Genomic DNA, 19,803 nt, shown 5'->3' on the forward strand with positions numbered 1-19,803 from the left:
GGAGGCTACTCATGTTTGGTAAACAGATGCCTTCGGCGACGCGTCAGAAAGATGAAGGCGAAAAGCCGTTCTGGATATCCTTCGCCGACCTGATGACGGCGATGATGATCTTGTTTTTGGTGGTGATGGTCGCGTCCTTGAGCTCGGTGACCCAACGCATCAAGCAGGCTGAGCAAGGAGAGAAGCAACGCACCCAGGATATTGGACGGTTGTGCGAGCGTCTTCAGCTCACCGCCAAAAACTCAAACACGACGATCCTAGTGGACTGCAAAGACAATCGCATCAGCTTCGGTGAAGCGGGGCGTTTTGGGCATAACCAATATTCGCTGAATGCACAGGGCCAAAACGCCCTGCAAGAAGTGGTGCCTTTGATCCTCGATGCGGCAGACAGTGAAGAAGGGCGTAAGTGGTTCAAACAAGTGGTGATTGAAGGGTTTACCGACACGGTCGGTTCTTACTTGTACAACTTACACCTGTCCCTGCAGCGCTCCGAGTGGGTGATGTGCAGCTTGCTCGATAGCCGTAGTCCGCTGCAAATTGGTCTGTCCGCCGAACGCCAACAACAGATTCGCTCCATGTTTTTGGCTGGGGGTGTGTCATTCAACAATGCCAAGGGCACCAATGAAGAGAGTCGGCGGGTCGAACTGAGAATGCAGTTCTATGGCTTGAAGGAGAAGGAAGGGGCGCTGGTGCCGGAAGTGCCTGTATTCACCAACATTGAAGCCGAAAGGTGTCAGTTGGCGATGTCGCGATGAGCGGGTCACTGGCAAAGCTGGCAGCGGTCATCGAGTCCCAGCTCATCGGCAAACGCATGGGCATGGGCAGGGGCCCAGAGCCTCTGCTGCGTTTCAGCCATTTGCAAGCGGCGAGTCATGAGTTGTATCAGCGCTATGAACGCGCCGAGCAGGCATTGCCGCCTCCGCATCTGAAACGACGTGAAGCGCTCAACAAGTTCAGAAACGAACAAAAACTCAATCCATCGGAATGGCGGTTGGTTTTTTCAGGTCTGTCCGATAAAAGTGAGCGGGTGGGCCCTATTCTTGAAGAGAGCCAGTTGTTTGACCGTGTTCACCATCAGGTGCAGGAACGTATCCGCCAGCGTTCACTGAGCCGGCGTGACTGGCTGGCGCTGTGTTTCAGCTACTTCGGCTATGAGTCGGAGATGCCGGATGCCAATTTCAGTTGGTGCACGCTCAGGCAAGATATTAAAGATGGTTTGGAAAGCGTAAAAGGCCGGCAGGTACGTGAAAAGGAATGGATTCGTATTGTTCAGCAGTACGAAGAGTTGTTCACTGACACGGCAGGTGAAGGCCTGGGCGAGCAAATGTTCAATGGTGAAATTGACGATTTGTCGGTGTTGCAGACGATCGCACAAATCCCTGACAGCAGCTGGCTGTGGCGGCGAATTTTCAATGTGCTCCTGTCGAGAATATTTAACCTGGACGATGTAGAGTTTGAGTACCGCATCGCAGGTTTTATTGCCCTTGGAAGCCAACACCCTAAATACGTGCACGATATTTTAAGTGCTTGTTTATCGCGCTATTACCTTGCGTCGTTCCGTGAAAAACCATCATCCATACTGAAGCAAGCCGCTCTGGATAACTGGGGCAGCCCGCAAATGCGCTCCAGAGAAAATCGTTGGCTTCAGCATGTAAAGCCCGACGTGTGCGCAATGGTGGTGGCGTGGTTTGCCAAGGAAGATTTGGAGCACTTTTTCAACTTGTTGAAAGGTGATGCTGAAGTTGACCAAGCGCGCTTGTTCTACTGGCTACGTTTTGCCAATCAAATGAGTTACACGCGCATTGTCATGGGAAGTGGCGCCTGGATTGATCGCAGTCAAGACTTTGTTCATTTCCGTGAGAAGAACAAAGGCCGCTTGAGTCGCCTTGAGGGCGCGCCGATGCATAACAACGCAGTGGTTATGCAGATTGGGAATTACCTGTTTGTCGAGTTTTCCGGGACGGGCAATGCCTGCTTTGTGTACCCGGTGGACACATGCCCGTTCAATCCAGATAAATTTATGTTGGATTTGAATGACGACCTAAAGCAGCGAGGGCGTAAACCTAAGCGTTTATTACATACGCCAGTGCCTTATTACCCCAACAAAGTAGAAGGCTGGCTCAGTAAGTTTGACGACGAGTTACGCGCTTTGGGTATCACCCTCAATGGCCATATTTCTGCGCAGCCTGCTCAACCACTGATGCAGGCCACACCGCAGTCAGTGTCGATTGAGGGCAAGGTAGAAGCTGCTTTGGTAGGCATTCCCCATACTCTGCATGACACGCGCGCCAAGGGCGGCGCGTTTTACGTGCAACTGGAGCGCCCAGATCCAACCGCGATGGCTGCTTTGCACCGGTTAGGTTTTAAACAGGTTAACGATCAGCCTTTGCGGTTCTGGAGACATTGATGTTCAAGCGTTTTCTATCAGGGAAAAAACGTCAGGCGGGTAATACGGCTGGGTTGCCTTTAGTGCTTTACTCGGTCGAAGAGCAGGGCCTGTGTTATCCATTGAGTCTGGCCGATCAGGCCGATTCATGGCCATTGGCGCTGTACCTTGATCAGTTGCAGGAAGAAGAATTTGCATGCCAGCTGAGTGATCGCTGGTTGCTGTCCTGGGATGAGCTTTATCGCTTGATTGAAGATCCCGAGCACCATAGCAGTCTAGGGTTATTGGGACTGCCCCCGCTCACGACGTTGACTCCTCAGTTGGTGAGTCAAGGTAGCCTGGCCTCACCTGATTTTAAGATTTCGATCAGCGGTTGGCGTGATTCGGTCTCGGGTGCCGTTGTAGCTGTGCAACGCACAGGCGCAATGATTGAACATGGCATACAGACTGAAATGCTTTCCCAGACCTCATGGCGGTTGCTGGGGGCCGTGCGTCATCTTTACCTGGCGCAGCAGGAAACCCCCGGCGAATTGACCAACCAAATTGGTTGGTCGCGTATTCGCAGCCTGGCTTTAAAAGCCGGTGCAGGGATGGACGGTTTTCTGGATAAAACGGTGGTGGTCAAGCCTGAGAGTTTGCGCCTGACCCCGCGTAAATCCATGGTGGGCGATACCCCGGTTATCGAGCTCGTGCCTTCTTTTGAGGGGCAACCTGCCAATTGGCTTTCCAGTTTCGATGGCCAGCAGCAGGTACAGGATCGCTATCGGATTACCGACGACGATGGCTCGCTGACCCATGTGCTGATTAAACCTGAGGTTAAATCCGTACTTGATTATGTGCATACGTTGCCGGGGCGCCGCGTTGCCGGGGATGACGCCTTGTCCTTTGTGCGCAATCCTTACAGTGCCTTGGGGGAAAGCGCGAGCCAGGTTCTCGACGCCACGGTCTACGAAGAGGGCTTGGTAGCAGCAGGCATCTTTTTCCACCGCTTCAGCCTGCACACTCAAGTCGATGAACCAAGCCAGCGCATCCAACAGATCACGTTGACCCTTGAGCCAATCGCCCCCACACCCCAGGCCCCGATCGAATTGGCGTTTCATGCGGCGTTTGAGTTTGCTCCTTTCGTCAATGAGCTCGAATTGAAGCTCGCGGCGGGGATGCCAGCCGGATTTTGGCAGGGCTATGAGTTGGAGCTGAGTGACTTTGATTTGTGCCAGTTAGCGGGCATCAAAGAGCTGCTCAAACGCTGGCAAAGTGAAGCCATGGGCGCCGAGTTCGATTCGGTGCTGGATTTATCGCAGTACGGCGACCGAGTGACGGGTATTGGTGAAGCGGAGCGCATTAGCTCCCCCTTCCTGGTCAAAGAGGCCACCGAGAACTGGTTGCCTAAAGACATTGCCGACTTAGCACTGGGGGCTGAAGCATTCGGCCGGTGGGATCCCTCTGACAGGGCCCAGTTTGACGACTTCGCGCAACGCTTGGAGGACGCTCGTGCCAACGGCGAGCAGACCGTGTTATTGCCCAAGTCGACTATTGAACTTCCATTGCCGGCGGCACAGCAACTGCTTGACGCCTGGTCGCAAAAAATCGCCCCGGCTTCAACGGCTAAACCAGACGTGGAAAAGGTCGGGCGTGCGGTGCTGCAAATCGGTCAGAATATCGATGAGCCCAACTACGTACAGTTGCGCCAAGAAGCATTGCTTGCAGGGCTTGACGCTGTGCCGCAATTGCCCACATTGCTTCAGCCCCACGTGGTGCTACGGGAGCATCAGTTGCAAGGAGTGGCCTGGCTTCAGCACTTGTTCAAATTGTCACCCACCGATGTCTCGGGCTGTTTGTTGGCGGATGACATGGGCCTGGGCAAGACCATTCAATTGCTGACTTTTCTGGTTTGGTATCTCGAAGTCTATCCTCAAGACAAACCGGTATTGATCGTTGCGCCGGTGTCATTGCTGGATAACTGGGAGCGCGAGCTTGGCCAGTTCTTTTATGCTGACACGTTGCCAGTGCTGAAGCTGTATGGCGCTGCGTTGAGTGCGGTGAAGTTTAAAAAGGACGAAATACCCGTCGATATCAAAGCCAAGGGCATTAAAAATCTTCTGCGTCCGGGCTGGCTCGGTGGTGCCCGAATTGTGCTGACCACCTACGAAACCCTGCGTGACCAGGAGTTCTCACTGGCGCGTCGACAATGGTCCATTGTCGTGTGTGATGAGGCGCAAAAACTTAAGAATCCTGCCGCGTTGGTGACGCAAGCGATTAAGGCGATCCCCGCTCGCTTTCGTGTTGCGTGTACCGGTACGCCGGTTGAAAACTCGCTGATCGATCTCTGGTGTTTGTTCGACTTTATTCAGCCCGGCTTTTTGGGTGGATTGAACCAGTTCGGTCGTGAGTATCAGCGTCCGATTGAAGCTGCCCTCGAACGGGATACGATTGCTCTTGAGCGACTGCGCAGACTCATAGAACCGCAGACACTACGCCGGACCAAGCAGGACGTCGCCAAGGACTTACCGGCAAAAATTGAAGACCGCGCGTGTCGCTCGCTGACCATGCATGGCCTTCAACGAGATCTGTATCTATCCGAAGTGTCGGCCTATAGCCGCAAGCAGCAAATCGAAGAGCAACTTGATCAGAAAAGTTCAGGGATGTTGGGTTTGCTGCATAAGCTGAAATTGATCTGTGCCCACCCATACAGTGTGCAGCCTGATGCCCGTTTACGTGATCACTCGCCAAAAATGCAGTGGCTTATGCGCACGCTGGAAAGCATCAAGTCCGCCGGGCAGGACGACAAGGTCATCGTCTTTACCGAACTTCGTGACATTCAGCGGGAACTGCAACATGCCATTCAAGAGCGTTTCGGTTGGCGTGTCACGGTGATTAATGGCGATACCAGTACGAGCAGCGAGAGTGCCATGAGTCGGCAGAAGTTGATTGATCAGTTTCAGGCGCAACCTGGCTTTGGCGTGATCATTCTGTCGACCATTGCGGTTGGCTTTGGTGTCAATGTCCAAGCGGCGAACCATGTTATCCACTTTACGCGGTGCTGGAACCCCGCAAAGGAAGATCAAGCCACAGATCGTGCGTATCGAATCGGACAAACCAAAGACGTGCATGTGTATTACCCGACCGTGCTGGACAGTGGAATGACCACCTTTGAGGCCACGCTGGATCAATTGCTCAGTAAACGCCGAGAGTTGGCTCAGGATATGTTGAGTGCAGCGTCTGAGATTCAGGCTTCGGAGTTTGAGGCGTTGCTTAGGGCTAGGAAGTAGAAATTATGAAGGCTTATGTGGAAATCAGTCGGAGGGTGTTTACTTGGTGGCGCGCAGCGCACTTGTGCTTGCTTTTTGCAGGCCGGGATTGGTTGAATGCGCGCCTACCCGCCACGGATACGCCGCGCATGAGCGTTAAAAATTTTGAAAGTCCTGCAAGCAGATTAGGTTTTGTCGTTTTTTGTTTTTCTTCGGCGCTCTGTTTAGTCGCATTTGTTGTCACTTATGAATCATTTCATGACGTGAGTTTTTACAGGCTCGCCTATTTGATTTTCGACCGATCTATTCATTGGCAGCAAACGGCATTCAAAATAGGCCTTGCCGGGGTTGTGGTGGGTGCTGCGTTGGCATGGGATTTCTTGTCGTTTGCGAAGCGCGTTTATGACTGGATTAAAAAAGGCTAGCCGCCATGTGTGATTGGTTTTTTGCAAACTGCATTTAAATAACGTCGCCAAGCTAGATACCCTGACTGCACTATGCAGTCAGGGTTGTGTGTAGCACTGCTTCAGGTATGTGTAATTTAAGCCGCAGATTAGTGAGACAGCTTTTTGATTTGCGCAGTAATGTGTGTTGAAATCTCAGCGTCAAACCCGTATTCAATCAGGCAGTGCTTGAGGAACTTGATCTGATCTTCATAGACCCTTTCCGTTCTGTCTAGGGCGCGTTCTCTTTGATTGAGCACTTTTATTTTTTCAATGATTTCGATTGTCATTTCCTCAATGAAATCCGCCGTCTCCTTGTATTGGCGCAGGTCGATTTCTTTTTTTGCAAAGCTGTTGTAGTTGTCCTTGGCTGCAATATTAAGTGCGTTGAGCGTCATTTCGTACTGTGCAACCAACGTTTGTTCAGCTTGCTGAAGAAATTCATCCAGTGAATAGCTCACTACGTAGCCGTAACGATAACTGCTCATGACCTGGTTATTGAAAAAACCTCGTTCTTGGGTAACGTTACATGACACTGATGCAAATATTCTTAATCCTTGACCAATCGGTATCGAATTAGTGGCTGTGCTGACTTGTACTTTACTTGATTTCCCGAACGAGTTAACGATGCCTGTCAGCAGGTTCAGGCAATTGGATGCAACCAATAAGCGCATATCATCCGTGATGCCACCCTCCTTGTTGATACTTTCCACATCAGGGGATGTTTCGACACCTTCTGGCAGCTTACCCACAGGACCCAGGATGCCTACGACGGCACTGGTAATCTGTTGGATGATAGCGTTGAGATTATCAAGGCTCCACGTGGCTGACGTTTGAAAGTCAGAGTTTGCACCGTACACATAGTCTGAAAACTTCCATTCCCTCTGGTTGTTTACGTAAAAGTTTTTTTGCTCTTCTCTTAGAGTCTTTCCGGCTTCAGCTTGTTGAGCTTCAAGTTCTTTTTTTATTTCTTCCAGACGTTTTTCATTCTGCTTGCTCTGTTCCAAGAGCTTTTTAACACTGTTGTTCATTCCCATGTCATAGCATCCTTGTTAGTAGGTTTGAGTGCCAAGGCCCCATGGCGAGCCGCACGCCATTCCTTGGCAAACAATAACGTAGCTCGTTTTTTTAGCCTGTAAAGGTGATATGTCTTTTTTTGGAAATAGTTAAGATTCGATAGGCGGTATTGATTTTTAAAGGGGGCTGGCTAGAATCCATGCTTGTTCGCAGGTTGATAATGAGGCCTAAGTAGCTTGCGAGGCGCTTTGCGCATTAATCGAACCGAGAGGGGAGGTTTTAGTTATTTCGCAGGTCGAAATAACCGATGTGTTTAATGATTGAAACAAATAGTATTACTTTTGCGACGCCCTTGTTTTTAGAGTGTCGTCATTCAGGGTCAGTTCGCATTTTGATCACGGTGTGGGCCAAGCCGGGTTCGGTTGTGGCGCTGACAAATCGATATTTGTATGGCTAAGGGATTCAACGGAATGAAACTATTGCGCACGACTCAAGGACTTGTTTTGATGTTGGCCGGTTTCTGCTCAGCACTGCCGGTTGCCCATGCTTGCACACGTTTGGTGTACCTGGGGGACAACCAACAGGTAATAACCGCACGCTCGATGGACTGGGCAAATGATGTGGAAACAAATCTGTGGGTCTTCCCCAAGGGCATGCAGCGTCATGGGGCAGCAGGGGCTAACTCAGTCACATGGACGTCCAAATACGGCAGCGTTATAGCATCGGGCTATGACATTTCTACGACGGACGGGGTCAATGAAGCGGGTCTGTCGGCCAACCTGTTATGGTTGGTCGAATCGCAATATCCCGCTTTCGATAAGAGTAAAGCCAGGCTAAGTGTCTCTGCGTGGGCTCAATACGTGTTGGATAATTTCAAAACGGTTGCAGAAGCGGTAACGGCACTCAAAAGTGAACCCTTCAATGTGATGCCTATCAATGTGCCTAACGAGGAGCGTTTGGCAACCTTGCATCTTTCAATGTCTGATGCCTCAGGCGACAGTGCGATTATCGAATACATAGAGGGTAAGCAAGTGATCCACCATGACCGTGCTTATCAGGTCATGACCAACTCGCCTGCGTTTGAAAAACAATTGGAGATGAATGCTTATTGGCAGGGGATTAATGGGACAGAAATGCTCCCTGGCACGAATCGCTCGCCTGATCGTTTCGCGCGTGCCTCTTTTTATGTCAATGCCGTGCCTAAATCCCAAACCCCGCAATTATCACTGGCCAGTGTATTTAGCGTGATACGCAACGTATCGGTACCCTATGGCCTGACAACGCCCGGCGAGCCCAACATTTCGTCCACACGCTGGCGGTCTGTCATTGACCATAAGCAGAGCCTGTATTTTTTTGAGTCTGCTATCACGCCGAATACATTCTGGGTAGACCTTAAAAAGCTGGATTTGAGCCAGGCAACAGGCAAAGTGAAAAAGCTTGATCTTGGGCCTAATCAGAGCACGGTTTATTCCGGTGAAGTGTCCAGCCACTTTGAGCCGGCGGCGCCTTTCATATTTTCAGGCGAAGAATCACGACGGGTTGCCTTGATTCGTTGATGAGTCTTGGTCTGCTATCCGCGTGGGCTTTCAGTCAGCACAGTTGGCCGCCTGTTTCTCGCACATCGTGCAGAGTATTCAGTGCGGCCGATACCGCCACGCGCAGGCCCTTTACCAAGGTTTCCTGGCTCATTGAAGGTTGCGCTGATGCCGCCAAGGCTACTTGTTCAGTGAGCAGCGGGACATGCATGAAACCACTTCGCACCGTTGAACCTGCCAGCGTATGTTGCAGGCTGTAAAACACCTGATTGCAGACGAATGTACCGGCTGTATGCGAAACCGTGGCTGGAATGCCGGCTGCCCTGAGTGCAGCGACCATCGCTTTGATCGGCAGTGTGCTGAAGTAGGCTGTGGGACCTTCAGCCGCGACGGGGACATCGATTGGCTGCTCACCCTGGTTGTCGGGGATTCTGGCGTCGATCAGGTTAATGGCCACCCGCTCCAGAGCAATATCAGAGCGGCCCGGCCCCAGACCCACGGCAATGACCATTTGCGGAGTAAACCTCTCAATCAATGCGTGCAAGTGTGCAGGGGCCTGCGAAAACACGCAGGGCAACTGGCGGGCAACAATACGGACGTCGTCGTTTATCAGCGTCTCATCCAGCAGGCGTACGGCTTCCCAGGATGGATTGAGGGTGTCTTGATCGAACGGTTCAAAACCTGTCAGCAGCACGGTACGCATAGACGCCTCACATCAGCAGATAAAGCAGGACGATATTAACCACCAGCATCAGCAAAGCTGTAGGCATTTGCGCCTTGATCACGGCGTATTTGTCCGGCAGTTCAAGCAGGGCCACCGGCACGACATTGAAGTTGGCCGCCATTGGCGTCATCAGTGTGCCGCAGTAGCCGGAGAACATACCGATCGCAGCCATGACAGCGGGGTTGGCATCGTAGATGCCGACTAATACCGGTACGCCGACGCCGCCGGTCATCACGGGGAATGCTGCAAAACCATTACCCATGATGACAGTGAACAGCGCCATGCCCAGGACATACACCATCACAGCAATCAGACGGTAATCCATATTGATGTAGGAAGTTGCGACGTGTGCGACGGCCGTCCCCACACCCGCGTCGTTAAATAACAGACCCAGCATGGCCAACATTTGCGGCAACACCATGGTCCAGCCGAGCGCTTCGGTCAGACGACGGGATTCGCGCAGGCTTTGCAGGGGCGTATCGCGGGTCAGGAGGCAAGCCAGAATCAGCGCGACGATGCAGCCGAGGCCCAAGGAAACGAACGTCGTATTTTTTGGGTCCAGCAGCGGAACGCCCGCAATTTGTATGTTTTTGAGCAGTACTGAGCCGATTACGGTGACCAATGGAATCGACAATGCCGGGATGAACAATTTGTGGCCTAAGCGGCCTGCACTCGCCCGGGCTGCCTTGACGTGCAGTTCAGTATGGGTGCCGCGACCTACGCCGCCAATGCCCGCGATGACCGCCATGACCAGTACGCCAACCCCGATCACAAACGGCGGCAAGCGATCACCCATCAAAAAAACGATGCTAAATAGCAACCAAAAAAGACTGCTGGTCCAGCGTTTTGGGTGGGTTCGGTCAGAGGCAATCATGCCAGCAGTAATCAACAGCAGTACGCCTGCCAGCCAGTAGAAATACTCAATGGAAATAATCATTGCACGGCCTCCTGCGACATAGGCGCGGGGTGCGTTTGGAGGTCAGTCATCTTGCGTGTGAGCATTAAATCGAAGCGATAAAGGCGCAGGGCATGCACGATAAACGCGCAAATGGCAGTGGGGATTCCCCAGAAGGCGATGTGCAAGGGTTCTACGTCCAGCCCTGCACCCAGTAGGAAGGTGTGCATCAACGCAATTGCGCCGAACGCTACAAATACATCTTCGCCAAAGAACAGACCCACGTTATCGGTGGCAGCACACATCGCCAGCACTTTATGGCGTAACGCTTCTGGCAGTTTGCCGAATGTGTTTTCTGCAGCGCCTTCTGCCATAGGCGCCAACAGCGGGCGCACCATTTGCGGGTGGCCGCCCAGGCTGGTGAGGCCCACGGCTGCAGTCGTCTCGCGTACGAACAGGTACATGATCAGCAAGCGGCCAACGGTGGCCCGTTGAAATTTGGCGATCCAGTTTTGTGCGTGCAAGCGCAGTCCATGACGCTCCAGCAAGCCAATCACAGCCAGGGGGAGTAGCAGAATCAATTGCAGGGCGCGGGTCTCAAGAAACCCTTCGCCCATCAGGGAGATGATTTTTTCAAGTGGGAAGTTTGCAGCCAGGCCGGTCACTATCGCCGCCAAGCTTACGACTAATAATGGATTGAAGCGCAGTACGAAGCCTACGACGATGACAAGCACGCCCAATAAGGGCCATAGATTGACGACGGTTTGCATGGGGGGTGAATCCCTTGACTGGTTGCCGCAGCGCCAGGGCAGGCTGGACGCGAGCAAGGCGAAAGCGGTCTGGCTCACTTTCGCAACATTGATACGCTGCCGGACTCAGCGTTTTTTTTATTGTTGACGCTCGGCATCAGAACGTCATTGGGCGATATCTTTGGTTGCTTTAAATACGGCGTCCAGTCAAAAAAAGTTGTCACCGCTGAACAATAAAGTTTGCTGAAACACTCACTTCTTCACGCTGGCTTGAGCTTGTTACAAGGGTTTACAGTGGCAGCCTTGTTTAGAGTGAACGGATAAACCTGCATGAATATGCGATTTCTTCTGACATTTGTGTGGGTGGCGCGGCTAGGCAGTTTTCGACTGACAGCGGAGAAGCTTTCAAGCACTCAGGCGGCTATCTCCAGCCGGATATCAGTGCTCGAAAGCGAACTGGGGGTGCAGTTGTTCCAGCGTGATTCGCGGGGCGTAAGCCTGACCCGCGAGGGACATAACGTGCTGGGTTATGCCGAAGAAATGCTCGCGACCCAACAGCGCCTGCTTCAGTCATTGGGTAAAGCGGATACGTACTCGGGGCGATTACGCATAGGTGTGATGGACACGGTAATTCACAGTTGGTTGAGTGAACTGATCAATGCTCTGAGCCAGGACTATCCGCTCGTTGAAGTGGAGTTAACCGCTGATACGGCTCTGAATTTGAGTGAGCAACTGCTCAAAGGACAGTTGGATCTGATTTTCCAGACAGACTTATTACGCGCTGATGGCGTGCGTAATGTGCAACTTGCCAGCTACCCCTTGAGCTGGGTAGTGGCAAAGGGCGCTGCGTTGGACCGTCCTTATGATGGGTTGGAAGATCTGTGCCAAGAGCGGTTGTTGACTTTTTCCCGGCTGTCACGGCCGCATCAGGATGTGCTCAATTATTTGCATCAGCAGGGCATCTCGACACCACGTATCAGTTGCATCAACTCGGTGGCTGCCATCATCAAGCTGGTTGCCGATGGCTTCGGGATAGGCGTGTTGCCCCCTGTGCTGGTGAGTCGGGAACTGCAAAGCGCAGCTATGATCGCGTTACCGATAAAGCCGGCGCCCGGCTTTGCGGTGTATGTCAGTTGGCGCGCGGGGGCTGGCCTGGAGTTAAACGAGGCAGTGGTGAACTTGGCCAGAAGCGTGGTGGCGGAGTATCAACGTACGGCCTCACCGGGCCATTTTGTGCTCCCAGACGCGCCCGGGTAGTACAGAGATCCATCTGATCCGTATTTTTATGGCTTACCTGCGCCTGTATTGCAGCTCACAATCGGCAGAAAATTACACCCAGTCCTGATAGGTCAAATGAGCTTTGGACCTTGAACGATGCAGGCAGGTCGTCAGTTCTGGCTCGGTTTCTGGTTTACGACACACTTACGGTAGGCACTGATATGGCTAAGATGGGTTGGTTTTTGGGCGGTTTTCTGGTGTTAACCATTGGTATCGGTATTCTCGCGACCATTCCCCCGGGTTGATGACCAGAAGGCAACAGGCCAGCTGTTTATACAGCGGCCTTTTCTGTTTTAAGACCTGAGCCGCTTTATGTACAACGCTCCATGGCCTGATCAATATCGGCCAGTAAGTCCTCAACATCCTCCAGACCGATTGCCAATCGCACCAAGCCTTCAGAAATGTCGTGCCGGGCGCGTTCTTCTTGCGTGTAAGCCGAATGCGTCATGCTCGCGGGGTGCTGCGCCAGCGATTCGGCACCACCCAAGCTGACAGCGCGGCTGATCAGCTGTAGCGCATTCATGAAGCGGCGGCCAGCCTCTAACCCTCCCTTGAGTTCGATAGCAATCATCCCGCCGGGTTTTTTCATTTGGCGCGAGGCCAATGCATTTTGCGCGAATGAAGGTAGACCGGGGTAAAACACTGACTCGACAGCCGGGTGGTTTTCCAGATACTGCGCAATCAGTTGAGCACTGCTGCAATGGCGATCCATGCGCAATGCCAGGGTCTTGAGTCCGCGCATCAGTAGATAAGCATCGTGGGGTGACAGCACCGCACCGGTCAGGTCCTTTAACCCTTGCAGACGAATACGATTAGCCAGCTCTTGGCGTGCGACGACAATGCCGGCGGTGATGTCGCTGTGCCCACTCAGGTATTTGGTGGCCGAGTGCACGACGATATCGGCCCCCATTTCCAGTGGGCGCTGCAAGTACGGCGTGCAGTATGTATTGTCGATGACGACGGTGATGTCGGGATGGCTGTGTGCAAGGCTTGATACCGCAGTGATATCCACCAGCTGCATATTCGGATTGGCGGGTGTTTCAAAATAGATCATGCGGGTTGACGAGGTGATTGCAGCTTCAAGTTCTGCCAGGTTTGCCATGTCGACGTGTTTGACGTTGATCCCGAACTCACCAATGCCGTGATGCAACAGGGCAAATGTGCAGCCATAGAGTGTTCGGCTCACGATCAGTTCGTCACCGGGCCTCAGTAATGTCCAGAACGTAGTGGCAATAGCGCCCATGCCTGAGCTGAACGCTACGCCTGCCTCGCCATTTTCAAGTGTGGCCAACCGCGATTCGAGCAAGGCCAGCGTAGGGTTGGAGATGCGCGTATAAAAATGCCCGCTTTCTTGCCCGGCAAAACAGGCAGCACCATATTCGGTGGACGCAAAGGCGAACGTGGAAGTGAGATAAATGGGAGGTATCAGGGCACCGTTATTCTCAAGCGCGTTGTAACCGTGATGGATCGCTCTTGTAGAAAAGCCGAACTCATTTTTTTTGTCGTTCATGCTGGACTCTCCGATATTTCCTACAATGCTATGCTCAAATTCAACGGTATAAATTCCAAATTGACGTAACGATTTGAGCATTCTTGGAACAAAAGCCAGCCACGATGATGTTTAGAGGCAAAGCATGCCCAGCGCCCTGGATAGAACCGACAAGGCCTTACTCGCCGCCCTGCAAAGTAATGCACGCTTAACCGTGGCGGAGCTGGCAGAGAGGGTTTCACTGACGACATCACCTTGCTGGAGACGCGTGAAGCATCTTGAAGAGCAAGGCCTGATTACGGGTTATCAAGCGATTCTTTCACCCAAGCAATTGGGCTACGGTGTCACGGCGTTTGTCAGTGTGATGATGGCTTCGCATTCGCAGGACATGGCCAGACATTTTGAACAGTGCTTACTGGATATTCCTGAAATTATTGCGTGTCACAACGTCTCGGGCCGTTATGATTTTTTATTGGAAGTAGTGGCCAAGGACCTTGAGTCATTCGGGGAGTTTACTCGGGAAGTGTTGCAGGCATTACCCGCAGTCAAAGAGATTTATTCGAGCTTTTCATTCAAGTCTGTAAAGCCCCAGCGTGTAATACCTGTTGCCCGCTGAGGCCAGCGCCATTTACTCGATCAAGAAGTCGACCTTGTAACTGTATGGGTAGTTCGGGGTGCGCCGGGTGATGCTTGAACTGCATCGCCTGTTCGATGAAGGGGTGCATTTAATGCTGTGGTCCCAGTAATAATTTATTTTGGGTGATTGGTAGTACAGCCGTTTTTCATAGGCGTAAGAAAAGCACGTTTCGAAATGGATGATGTGTTCATTCAGCGCGTAAGAAAAGCGCGCTTCGAAAATTGATTTCTTGACGTCATAGTCGATTAATATGTCGCCTCGCAAGTGCGGGGCTGCCTGGAATTGGACGGCATCTACGCGAACTTCAAGATCACTGTCACTCAGCCTGGGTGGAAATGAACCTGCAAACGCATTGTGTGTAGCTGAAATAAAGTCAAGGGACTGGCCTGACGTATTAATGAAGCGCATGTCGATATACATCGTATCAAGCTGTGGATTGGCCATTATCAAGTTCCTTCTTGGGGATGGCAGCGTTCAATTTACCCACGCTGAGTGGGCGCGCGAGGCATGTTAAGGCTTAAGTTTGTATGCGTCTGGAAGGAACTTAGTCCAGGGGCGTTAGGGGCGATTGTCAGTAATGTCCAAGAAGTAAGTAGGGGATGTCTAATAAGGGTTTATGTGCGCCTGCTAAAAGACATAGAGTGCTTCACTTTTAATTTAAATAATTAAGAGGTGGTCTTATGTTGACCCGTGAAGTCATGTTGCAGTTGTTCCCGAAAAGTAGGCCGTTCATAGATGATTATTTCCCCGCTGTACAAGAGGTGACGGCTCAGCGCTTGATCGATACTCCTCGTCGTTTAGCGGCTTTTCTAGCGCAGGTGGGTCATGAAAGTGCCGGTTTCACACTGCTTTTAGAGAGTCTGAACTACAGTGCGGCAGGTCTCGCCGCTACATGGGGCTCGCGATTCGCTGAAAAGAATTCAGCCGGTCAGTACATCACTGTCATGGAGGGTGGTCGTGCACGTCGAGTCCCCAACAGTGAAGCGCAAAAGCTGCACCGCAGACCTGAAGCCATTGCCAACAGGGTCTACAGCGACCGCCTGGGTAATGGCACCGAAGACTCAGGAGAGGGCTGGCTGTATCGCGGCAGGGGGCTGATTCAAATGACCGGCAAACTCAATTATCGACAGTGCAGCCTGGGTTTGTTTTGCGATGAGCGACTCATCGCAACGCCACACTTATTGGAGCAATGGCGCTGGGCCGTTGAGTCGGCGGGGTGGTATTGGCATTCGCGCAATATAAACGTTCTGGCAGACGGTGATGATTTCGAGCAGGTGACCAAAGCGGTTAATGGTGGGCTCAATGGTCACGCGCAGCGCGTCGCGTTGTATCAGCAGGCGCTAGGCTTGTTAGGCACTGTTTAGCAGGCGTTATCGGGCCAAGACGGAGCAAATTGAGGCACTGGCGCGGATACGTGCGAGAGGTTGAAGGCAAAGTGCCTTTATCAGGCCATAATGCCGGGCATCCCACTCACTTTGCAGGAGCCATATAGCCGTGATGTTTGAAATAAAACCGATGAACCCGGACGTTTATCGTCAGCAAACCCGACGCAGTACGCTGTATATCGCGCTGATTTTTGCGTTGCTGGCGCTGTTGGTGTCCGGAGTGGCGGTGATGGTGGCGGGTGAGCCTGGAGGGGATAATTTTCGCTTGAACCTGGCGGGCGTGATTGCGGCATTGATCGTGACCATCGTGCTGGTGCGCTATGTGTTTTGGTCACAGCCGTGGATGGCGCAGGCGGTGTACGGCTGGCAGCTCAAGCGCAGCTTGATGCGGGTAACCAATGTCATGCATTACGTGACGGCCGGCGTAATGGCTGGGGATGTCAGCGCCCTGAAGCTGTTGCGGTTTTATCACTTGGGAATTACCCAAATGTACCAACTGGACGCTAATTCCAGTGCGTTGAGCCAGATGGTAAAGGAGATCGATTTGCATAAAACGCGGTTGCAAGCGTTGGGCATTGAAACCGAACAGACTCGTCTGGACCCTGCCTGGATTGAGGCGGTAAAAAAGTTCACCCCCATGAAGTGAGTGTGAATGGCCAGCCAGGCAGTGGAGGCGCTGTAATGCGCCCCTTACCTGGCAAGCCCGCAGGGGCTGAGGGTTAGCTCACCACCCGATAACACGGCACATACGCTGCGCCGCCTGGCAGCTTCATGCGGTGTTGTTCGACAAACGCTTGTAGCAGTTTATCCAGCGGTTTCATCACGGCGGCGTCGCCATGGATCTCGTAGGGACCGTGCTGCTCGATCAGATGAATGCCTTTTTCTTTTACGTTACCGGCCACAATCCCGGAGAACGCCTGACGCAAATTAATCGCCAGTTCGTGGGGTGGCAAGTCGCGGCGCAATTGCAGGCTGGCCATGTTGGCGTGCGTGGGATCGAACGGGCGCTGAAAACCTTCGTCAATTTTCAACAGCCAATTGAAGTGGAAGGCGTCATTGCGTTCGCGACGGAACTGTTTGACGGCCTTGAGCCCTGTGGTCATATGGCGGGCCACTTCGGCCGGATTGTCGATGATGATCTGGTAGTGCGTCTGTGCGGTTGCACCCAGCGTAGCGCCGACAAATTCATGCAGTTGTTGCAGGTACGGCTCGGCTTCTTTAGGGCCGGTCAAAATCACCGGGAACGGTATGTCGCGGTTGTCCGGGTGCATCAAGATTCCGAGCAAATACAGAAACTCTTCGGCCGTACCTGCGCCGCCAGGAAAAATGATGATGCCGTGGCCGACCCGTACAAACGCTTCAAGGCGTTTTTCGATGTCAGGCAAAATCACCAGCTCGTTGACGATAGGGTTGGGGGCTTCAGCGGCAATGATGCCAGGCTCGGTCAGCCCCAAGTAGCGCCCGCCAGTTAAGCGTTGCTTGGCGTGGGAAATCGTTGCGCCTTTCATCGGCCCCTTCATGACGCCTGGCCCGCAACCGGTGCAGATGTCGAGAAGGCGTAACCCCAGCTCGTGTCCGACCTTTTTGGTGTACTTGTACTCTTCGGTGTTGATCGAGTGGCCACCCCAGCACACCACGATTTTGGGCTCGACCCCTGGGCGCAAGGTGCGCGCATTGCGCAGCAGGTGGAACACGTAGTCGGTGATACCGGCTGAGTGGCTCAGGTCCATGCGCGGGCTGTCCAGCCCACTTTGGGTGTAAACAATGTCGCGCAAGGCGCTGAACAGCATTTCACGTGTGCTGGCGATCATTTCACCATCAACAAACGCATCGGCGGGCGCATTGAGCAACTCAAGACGTACCCCCCGGTCTTGTTGATGGATGCGTACGTCGAAGTCTTTGTAGGCCTCAAGGATGGTTTTGGCATTGTCGACGTGGGCCCCGGTATTGAGGATGGCCAGCACGCATTGACGGAACAGTGTGTAACTGCTGCCTGAGCCGACTTCACTCAGTTGTTGCACTTCACGTTGCGATAAAGTCTCCAGGCTGCCTTTGGGGCTGACCGAAGCATTGATGACGTGTCTTTGGACCATGGATGACTTCCTTGAGCGGGTCGAAAAATTGCCTGATGCAGCGCGAACATTCATATCAGCCGGGTGCATCTTAAGTGCAAGAGGTTCGAATTCTTGCGGCGATGGGTGGAGATCCTGACTTTAAGGTCGCTAATCACCGGCCGGGCACTACAGTAACACCGCAGACTCACAAGAGCAGAGCGGTGCAATTGGACACAGGTGAACTCAATCGCCGCGGCTGTGTCTGAGGTAACCTGCCGCTCAGTGAGGGCAGGTGTTTGACCTCGAGTGTCATAAGGAAGTTTTAATGATTATTACCACGACCAACCGTATTGAAGGTCGCCAGATTACTGAATATCTGGGTGTGGTCAGTGCCGAGTCGGTTCACGGCATTAATTTTGTGCGGGATTTTTTCACCGGCATGCGCGACTTTTTTGGTGGGCGCTCGCAAACGCTGGAGCGCGCGCTTAAAGAGGCACGCGCCGAGGTGACGGCTGAAATTCGTGAGCGGGCGGGTGCGTTGCGCGCGGATGCCGTCGTTGGGGTGAATTTTGAAATCAGCATGCCGTCAGGGCGTGGTGGCATGTTGGTGGTATTTGCAACGGGTACTGCCGTGCGATTGAACTGAGGCTCGACTGAGCTGATCGCAATCATCAAGAAGTGGTGTTTTTTATCAAAAGGAGCGTTCTCGATGAGTCAATTATTAAGCCGCGTGGTATTGGGTTTGGCGCTGGCGGGTTTCGCGGTTGGCGTGTCTGCTGAAAACCGGTTGCCGGACTTGACGACCCAGGCGCCGTACAAAAAAGCCTATGCAGCCATGTTGGCTTATCCCGATTGGGTGAGCACGGGGCAGGGTACGGCGGCACCGGTTGAAAAGGTGGTGGTGGACGGTAAAACCTACACGGTTGGCCAGATGTGCAAACCTCATGACTGCGCAGACAACCAACTCAATGTGGTGTTCAGCCCTGATGCAAAACACGCGTGGGGGCTATTGTCAGTTCGCGCAGAGAATGCCGAGGAGTTTGACCAGCAATACCTTGGCATGCCGGATGAAACGATCAAAAAGCTGCTGAAAAAATCTTTTGCAGACAACAATCCAACGGATTGAGGTGTTGCTAAAAAGCTCGACCGCCCTGGAGGCGGTCGACTGTTGTGTGCTCTGCAAGCCCTTACAGGGCAGGCTTAAGCCGATTTGTTCAGGTCAGTTTTGGACAGTGCATCCTGAAGCTTTTGTTCTTGCTCGGGCGACAGGGAGGTGCGCAATACTTTGCCTTTGAAGTTTGAGTCTTCAAGTTCTTTCAAGACTTTTTCTGGCTGAAATTTACGCAATAACACGAACAACGCCGAGGAGTTGTTCGGGATGGTTTCGCTCAGCGACTTGATGAAGTCGTCGTCAATCCCGTAATCGCTCAACGATCCTGACAGTGCGCCGGTGCCAGCACCCAAGGCGCCGCCGATGGCAAAGCCTGCCAGCGGGTTGAGAAACAACAGTCCCACCAGCGCCCCCCAAAGCCCCCCTGTAACCAGACCCGAGGTTGCGCCCAGTGCGGTCAAATTGACGCTTTGCTTGATATGAACCTTGCCTTCTTCGTTGCGTACAACAATGACGGCGTCTTCCAGTTCGACCAAATGCTCTTTACTCAGTGACACCATCTTGGTCAAGGCGCGGTCAGCTTTCTCGGTATCGTCAAATCCCACTACGATCAAATCAGACATGTCTTTCATTCCTTGACTGTACAGTTCAAGCCCGCAAAGGGCTGAACACAAAAGTTGGCCTCAAGGCGTGACTGCATAATTAACACCTTGTTACACAGCGAGTCAGGTTGAGCACAGACGCTGCGAGCAATGAGCGTGGTCGCAGACATTGAAACCGTCAAGTCGATCGGCGGTTCAGTTTGTCGCAGGGGAGGGGGAACTGCGGGGGGTTAGGGTGTTTGCCAGCAAG

At 52.8% G+C, this 19,803-nt stretch carries 19 protein-coding genes; 11 read left to right on the plus strand and 8 right to left on the minus strand.

Translation table 11 applies throughout. The features are described 5' to 3' along the window. The first annotated feature begins 11 nt into the window (after positions 1–11). The 4 genes from zorB1 to AP059_RS12390 are packed head-to-tail and all read left to right on the plus strand — an operon-like array spanning position 12 to position 6,059. A complete protein-coding gene (gene zorB1, locus AP059_RS12375; RefSeq protein WP_059763366.1) occupies positions 12–755 on the plus strand; it encodes a type I Zorya anti-phage system protein ZorB1 in 744 nt (247 codons plus the stop codon). Then, positions 752–2,407, plus strand: coding sequence for a type I Zorya anti-phage system protein ZorC (gene zorC, locus AP059_RS12380; protein WP_059763365.1), 1,656 nt, complete (start codon positions 752–754; stop codon positions 2,405–2,407). The genes zorB1 and zorC overlap by 4 nt, the downstream gene beginning before the upstream one ends. Continuing rightward, positions 2,407–5,655, plus strand: coding sequence for a type I Zorya anti-phage system protein ZorD (zorD, locus tag AP059_RS12385; RefSeq protein ID WP_059763364.1), 3,249 nt, complete (start codon positions 2,407–2,409; stop codon positions 5,653–5,655). The genes zorC and zorD overlap by 1 nt, the downstream gene beginning before the upstream one ends. 5 nt (positions 5,656–5,660) lie before the next feature. After that, positions 5,661–6,059, plus strand: coding sequence for a hypothetical protein (locus AP059_RS12390; protein WP_059763363.1), 399 nt, complete (start codon positions 5,661–5,663; stop codon positions 6,057–6,059). A 128-nt stretch (positions 6,060–6,187) separates the two neighbouring features. On the opposite strand, the gene AP059_RS12395 is transcribed toward AP059_RS12390, so the two are convergent. Beyond that, positions 6,188–7,114 carry a hypothetical protein gene (locus tag AP059_RS12395; protein WP_059763362.1) on the minus strand — a complete coding sequence of 309 codons (927 nt, stop codon included), beginning with the start codon at positions 7,112–7,114 and terminating at the stop codon, positions 6,188–6,190. A gap of 450 nt (positions 7,115–7,564) precedes the next feature. Between AP059_RS12395 and AP059_RS12400 the strand changes: the two genes are divergently transcribed. Beyond that, positions 7,565–8,650 carry a linear amide C-N hydrolase gene (locus AP059_RS12400; RefSeq protein WP_059763361.1) on the plus strand — a complete coding sequence of 362 codons (1,086 nt, stop codon included), beginning with the start codon at positions 7,565–7,567 and terminating at the stop codon, positions 8,648–8,650. A gap of 34 nt (positions 8,651–8,684) precedes the next feature. Here the strand turns inward: AP059_RS12400 and pcp are convergent, their stop codons facing one another. From pcp to AP059_RS12415, 3 genes are read right to left on the minus strand one after another with little or no spacing between them, the layout of a single operon-like run. Then, positions 8,685–9,332, minus strand: coding sequence for a pyroglutamyl-peptidase I (gene pcp / locus AP059_RS12405; protein ID WP_059763360.1), 648 nt, complete (start codon positions 9,330–9,332; stop codon positions 8,685–8,687). Positions 9,333–9,339: 7 nt separating this feature from the next. Next, positions 9,340–10,290: a DUF979 domain-containing protein gene (locus AP059_RS12410; protein WP_059763359.1), complete on the minus strand. Its 951-nt coding sequence runs from the start codon at positions 10,288–10,290 to the stop codon at positions 9,340–9,342. Beyond that, a complete protein-coding gene (locus tag AP059_RS12415) occupies positions 10,287–11,018 on the minus strand; it encodes a DUF969 domain-containing protein (protein WP_048365051.1) in 732 nt (243 codons plus the stop codon). Before AP059_RS12415 ends, AP059_RS12410 begins: the two co-directional genes overlap by 4 nt. A gap of 309 nt (positions 11,019–11,327) precedes the next feature. Between AP059_RS12415 and AP059_RS12420 the strand changes: the two genes are divergently transcribed. Further along, positions 11,328–12,254, plus strand: a complete 927-nt coding sequence (locus tag AP059_RS12420) for a LysR family transcriptional regulator (protein WP_059763358.1) — start codon at positions 11,328–11,330, stop codon at positions 12,252–12,254. Between the two features lie 331 nt (positions 12,255–12,585). Here the strand turns inward: AP059_RS12420 and AP059_RS12425 are convergent, their stop codons facing one another. Beyond that, positions 12,586–13,785: a methionine gamma-lyase gene (locus AP059_RS12425; protein WP_059763357.1), complete on the minus strand. Its 1,200-nt coding sequence runs from the start codon at positions 13,783–13,785 to the stop codon at positions 12,586–12,588. A gap of 124 nt (positions 13,786–13,909) precedes the next feature. Here AP059_RS12425 and AP059_RS12430 point away from each other — a divergent pair, with 124 nt between their 5' ends. Further along, positions 13,910–14,380, plus strand: a complete 471-nt coding sequence (locus AP059_RS12430; protein WP_059763356.1) for an Lrp/AsnC family transcriptional regulator — start codon at positions 13,910–13,912, stop codon at positions 14,378–14,380. Between the two features lie 12 nt (positions 14,381–14,392). Here AP059_RS12430 and AP059_RS12435 read toward each other — a convergent pair whose 3' ends face one another. After that, the gene (locus AP059_RS12435; protein ID WP_059763355.1) at positions 14,393–14,845 is read right to left on the minus strand and encodes a hypothetical protein; all 453 of its coding nucleotides are present in this window, start codon (positions 14,843–14,845) and stop codon (positions 14,393–14,395) included. Positions 14,846–15,081: 236 nt separating this feature from the next. On the opposite strand from AP059_RS12435, the gene AP059_RS12440 reads away from it, so the two are divergent. After that, positions 15,082–15,765 carry a glycoside hydrolase family 19 protein gene (locus AP059_RS12440; RefSeq protein WP_059763354.1) on the plus strand — a complete coding sequence of 228 codons (684 nt, stop codon included), beginning with the start codon at positions 15,082–15,084 and terminating at the stop codon, positions 15,763–15,765. Between the two features lie 133 nt (positions 15,766–15,898). Further along, positions 15,899–16,432: a DUF3087 family protein gene (locus tag AP059_RS12445; protein WP_059763353.1), complete on the plus strand. Its 534-nt coding sequence runs from the start codon at positions 15,899–15,901 to the stop codon at positions 16,430–16,432. Between the two features lie 73 nt (positions 16,433–16,505). On the opposite strand, the gene ppnN is transcribed toward AP059_RS12445, so the two are convergent. Continuing rightward, positions 16,506–17,879, minus strand: coding sequence for a nucleotide 5'-monophosphate nucleosidase PpnN (gene ppnN / locus AP059_RS12450; RefSeq protein ID WP_048365044.1), 1,374 nt, complete (start codon positions 17,877–17,879; stop codon positions 16,506–16,508). A 286-nt stretch (positions 17,880–18,165) separates the two neighbouring features. Between ppnN and AP059_RS12455 the strand changes: the two genes are divergently transcribed. Together AP059_RS12455 and AP059_RS12460 are read left to right on the plus strand one after the other, a co-directional pair. Then, entirely contained in the window at positions 18,166–18,486 is a 321-nt protein-coding gene (locus tag AP059_RS12455) for a YbjQ family protein (RefSeq protein WP_059763352.1), read from the plus strand. Positions 18,487–18,549: 63 nt separating this feature from the next. After that, positions 18,550–18,966, plus strand: coding sequence for an Ivy family c-type lysozyme inhibitor (locus tag AP059_RS12460; RefSeq protein ID WP_059763351.1), 417 nt, complete (start codon positions 18,550–18,552; stop codon positions 18,964–18,966). 74 nt (positions 18,967–19,040) lie between these two features. Here the strand turns inward: AP059_RS12460 and AP059_RS12465 are convergent, their stop codons facing one another. Beyond that, the gene (locus tag AP059_RS12465; protein ID WP_059763350.1) at positions 19,041–19,574 is read right to left on the minus strand and encodes a DUF1269 domain-containing protein; all 534 of its coding nucleotides are present in this window, start codon (positions 19,572–19,574) and stop codon (positions 19,041–19,043) included. Positions 19,575–19,803: the final 229 nt, after the last annotated feature.

This window comes from Pseudomonas sp. TAA207 (assembly GCF_001529285.1).
GTDB lineage: Bacteria > Pseudomonadota > Gammaproteobacteria > Pseudomonadales > Pseudomonadaceae > Aquipseudomonas > Aquipseudomonas weihenstephanensis.

Bases quoted from the DNA above. Each gene is read 5' to 3' on its own strand.
- AP059_RS12420 (WP_059763358.1), top strand. From the start codon at position 11,328: ATGAATATGCGATTTCTTCTGACATTTGTGTGGGTGGCGCGGCTAGGC.
- AP059_RS12445 (WP_059763353.1), top strand. From the start codon at position 15,899: ATGTTTGAAATAAAACCGATGAACCCGGACGTTTATCGTCAGCAAACC.
- pcp (WP_059763360.1), bottom strand. From the start codon at position 9,332: ATGCGTACCGTGCTGCTGACAGGTTTTGAACCGTTCGATCAAGACACC.
- ppnN (WP_048365044.1), bottom strand. From the start codon at position 17,879: ATGGTCCAAAGACACGTCATCAATGCTTCGGTCAGCCCCAAAGGCAGC.
- zorB1 (WP_059763366.1), top strand. From the start codon at position 12: ATGTTTGGTAAACAGATGCCTTCGGCGACGCGTCAGAAAGATGAAGGC.
- zorD (WP_059763364.1), top strand. From the start codon at position 2,407: ATGTTCAAGCGTTTTCTATCAGGGAAAAAACGTCAGGCGGGTAATACG.
- AP059_RS12465 (WP_059763350.1), bottom strand. From the start codon at position 19,574: ATGTCTGATTTGATCGTAGTGGGATTTGACGATACCGAGAAAGCTGAC.
- AP059_RS12460 (WP_059763351.1), top strand. From the start codon at position 18,550: ATGAGTCAATTATTAAGCCGCGTGGTATTGGGTTTGGCGCTGGCGGGT.
- AP059_RS12415 (WP_048365051.1), bottom strand. From the start codon at position 11,018: ATGCAAACCGTCGTCAATCTATGGCCCTTATTGGGCGTGCTTGTCATC.
- AP059_RS12390 (WP_059763363.1), top strand. From the start codon at position 5,661: ATGAAGGCTTATGTGGAAATCAGTCGGAGGGTGTTTACTTGGTGGCGC.
- AP059_RS12440 (WP_059763354.1), top strand. From the start codon at position 15,082: ATGTTGACCCGTGAAGTCATGTTGCAGTTGTTCCCGAAAAGTAGGCCG.
- AP059_RS12435 (WP_059763355.1), bottom strand. From the start codon at position 14,845: ATGGCCAATCCACAGCTTGATACGATGTATATCGACATGCGCTTCATT.
- AP059_RS12400 (WP_059763361.1), top strand. From the start codon at position 7,565: ATGAAACTATTGCGCACGACTCAAGGACTTGTTTTGATGTTGGCCGGT.
- AP059_RS12425 (WP_059763357.1), bottom strand. From the start codon at position 13,785: ATGAACGACAAAAAAAATGAGTTCGGCTTTTCTACAAGAGCGATCCAT.
- AP059_RS12410 (WP_059763359.1), bottom strand. From the start codon at position 10,290: ATGATTATTTCCATTGAGTATTTCTACTGGCTGGCAGGCGTACTGCTG.
- zorC (WP_059763365.1), top strand. From the start codon at position 752: ATGAGCGGGTCACTGGCAAAGCTGGCAGCGGTCATCGAGTCCCAGCTC.
- AP059_RS12430 (WP_059763356.1), top strand. From the start codon at position 13,910: ATGCCCAGCGCCCTGGATAGAACCGACAAGGCCTTACTCGCCGCCCTG.
- AP059_RS12395 (WP_059763362.1), bottom strand. From the start codon at position 7,114: ATGGGAATGAACAACAGTGTTAAAAAGCTCTTGGAACAGAGCAAGCAG.
- AP059_RS12455 (WP_059763352.1), top strand. From the start codon at position 18,166: ATGATTATTACCACGACCAACCGTATTGAAGGTCGCCAGATTACTGAA.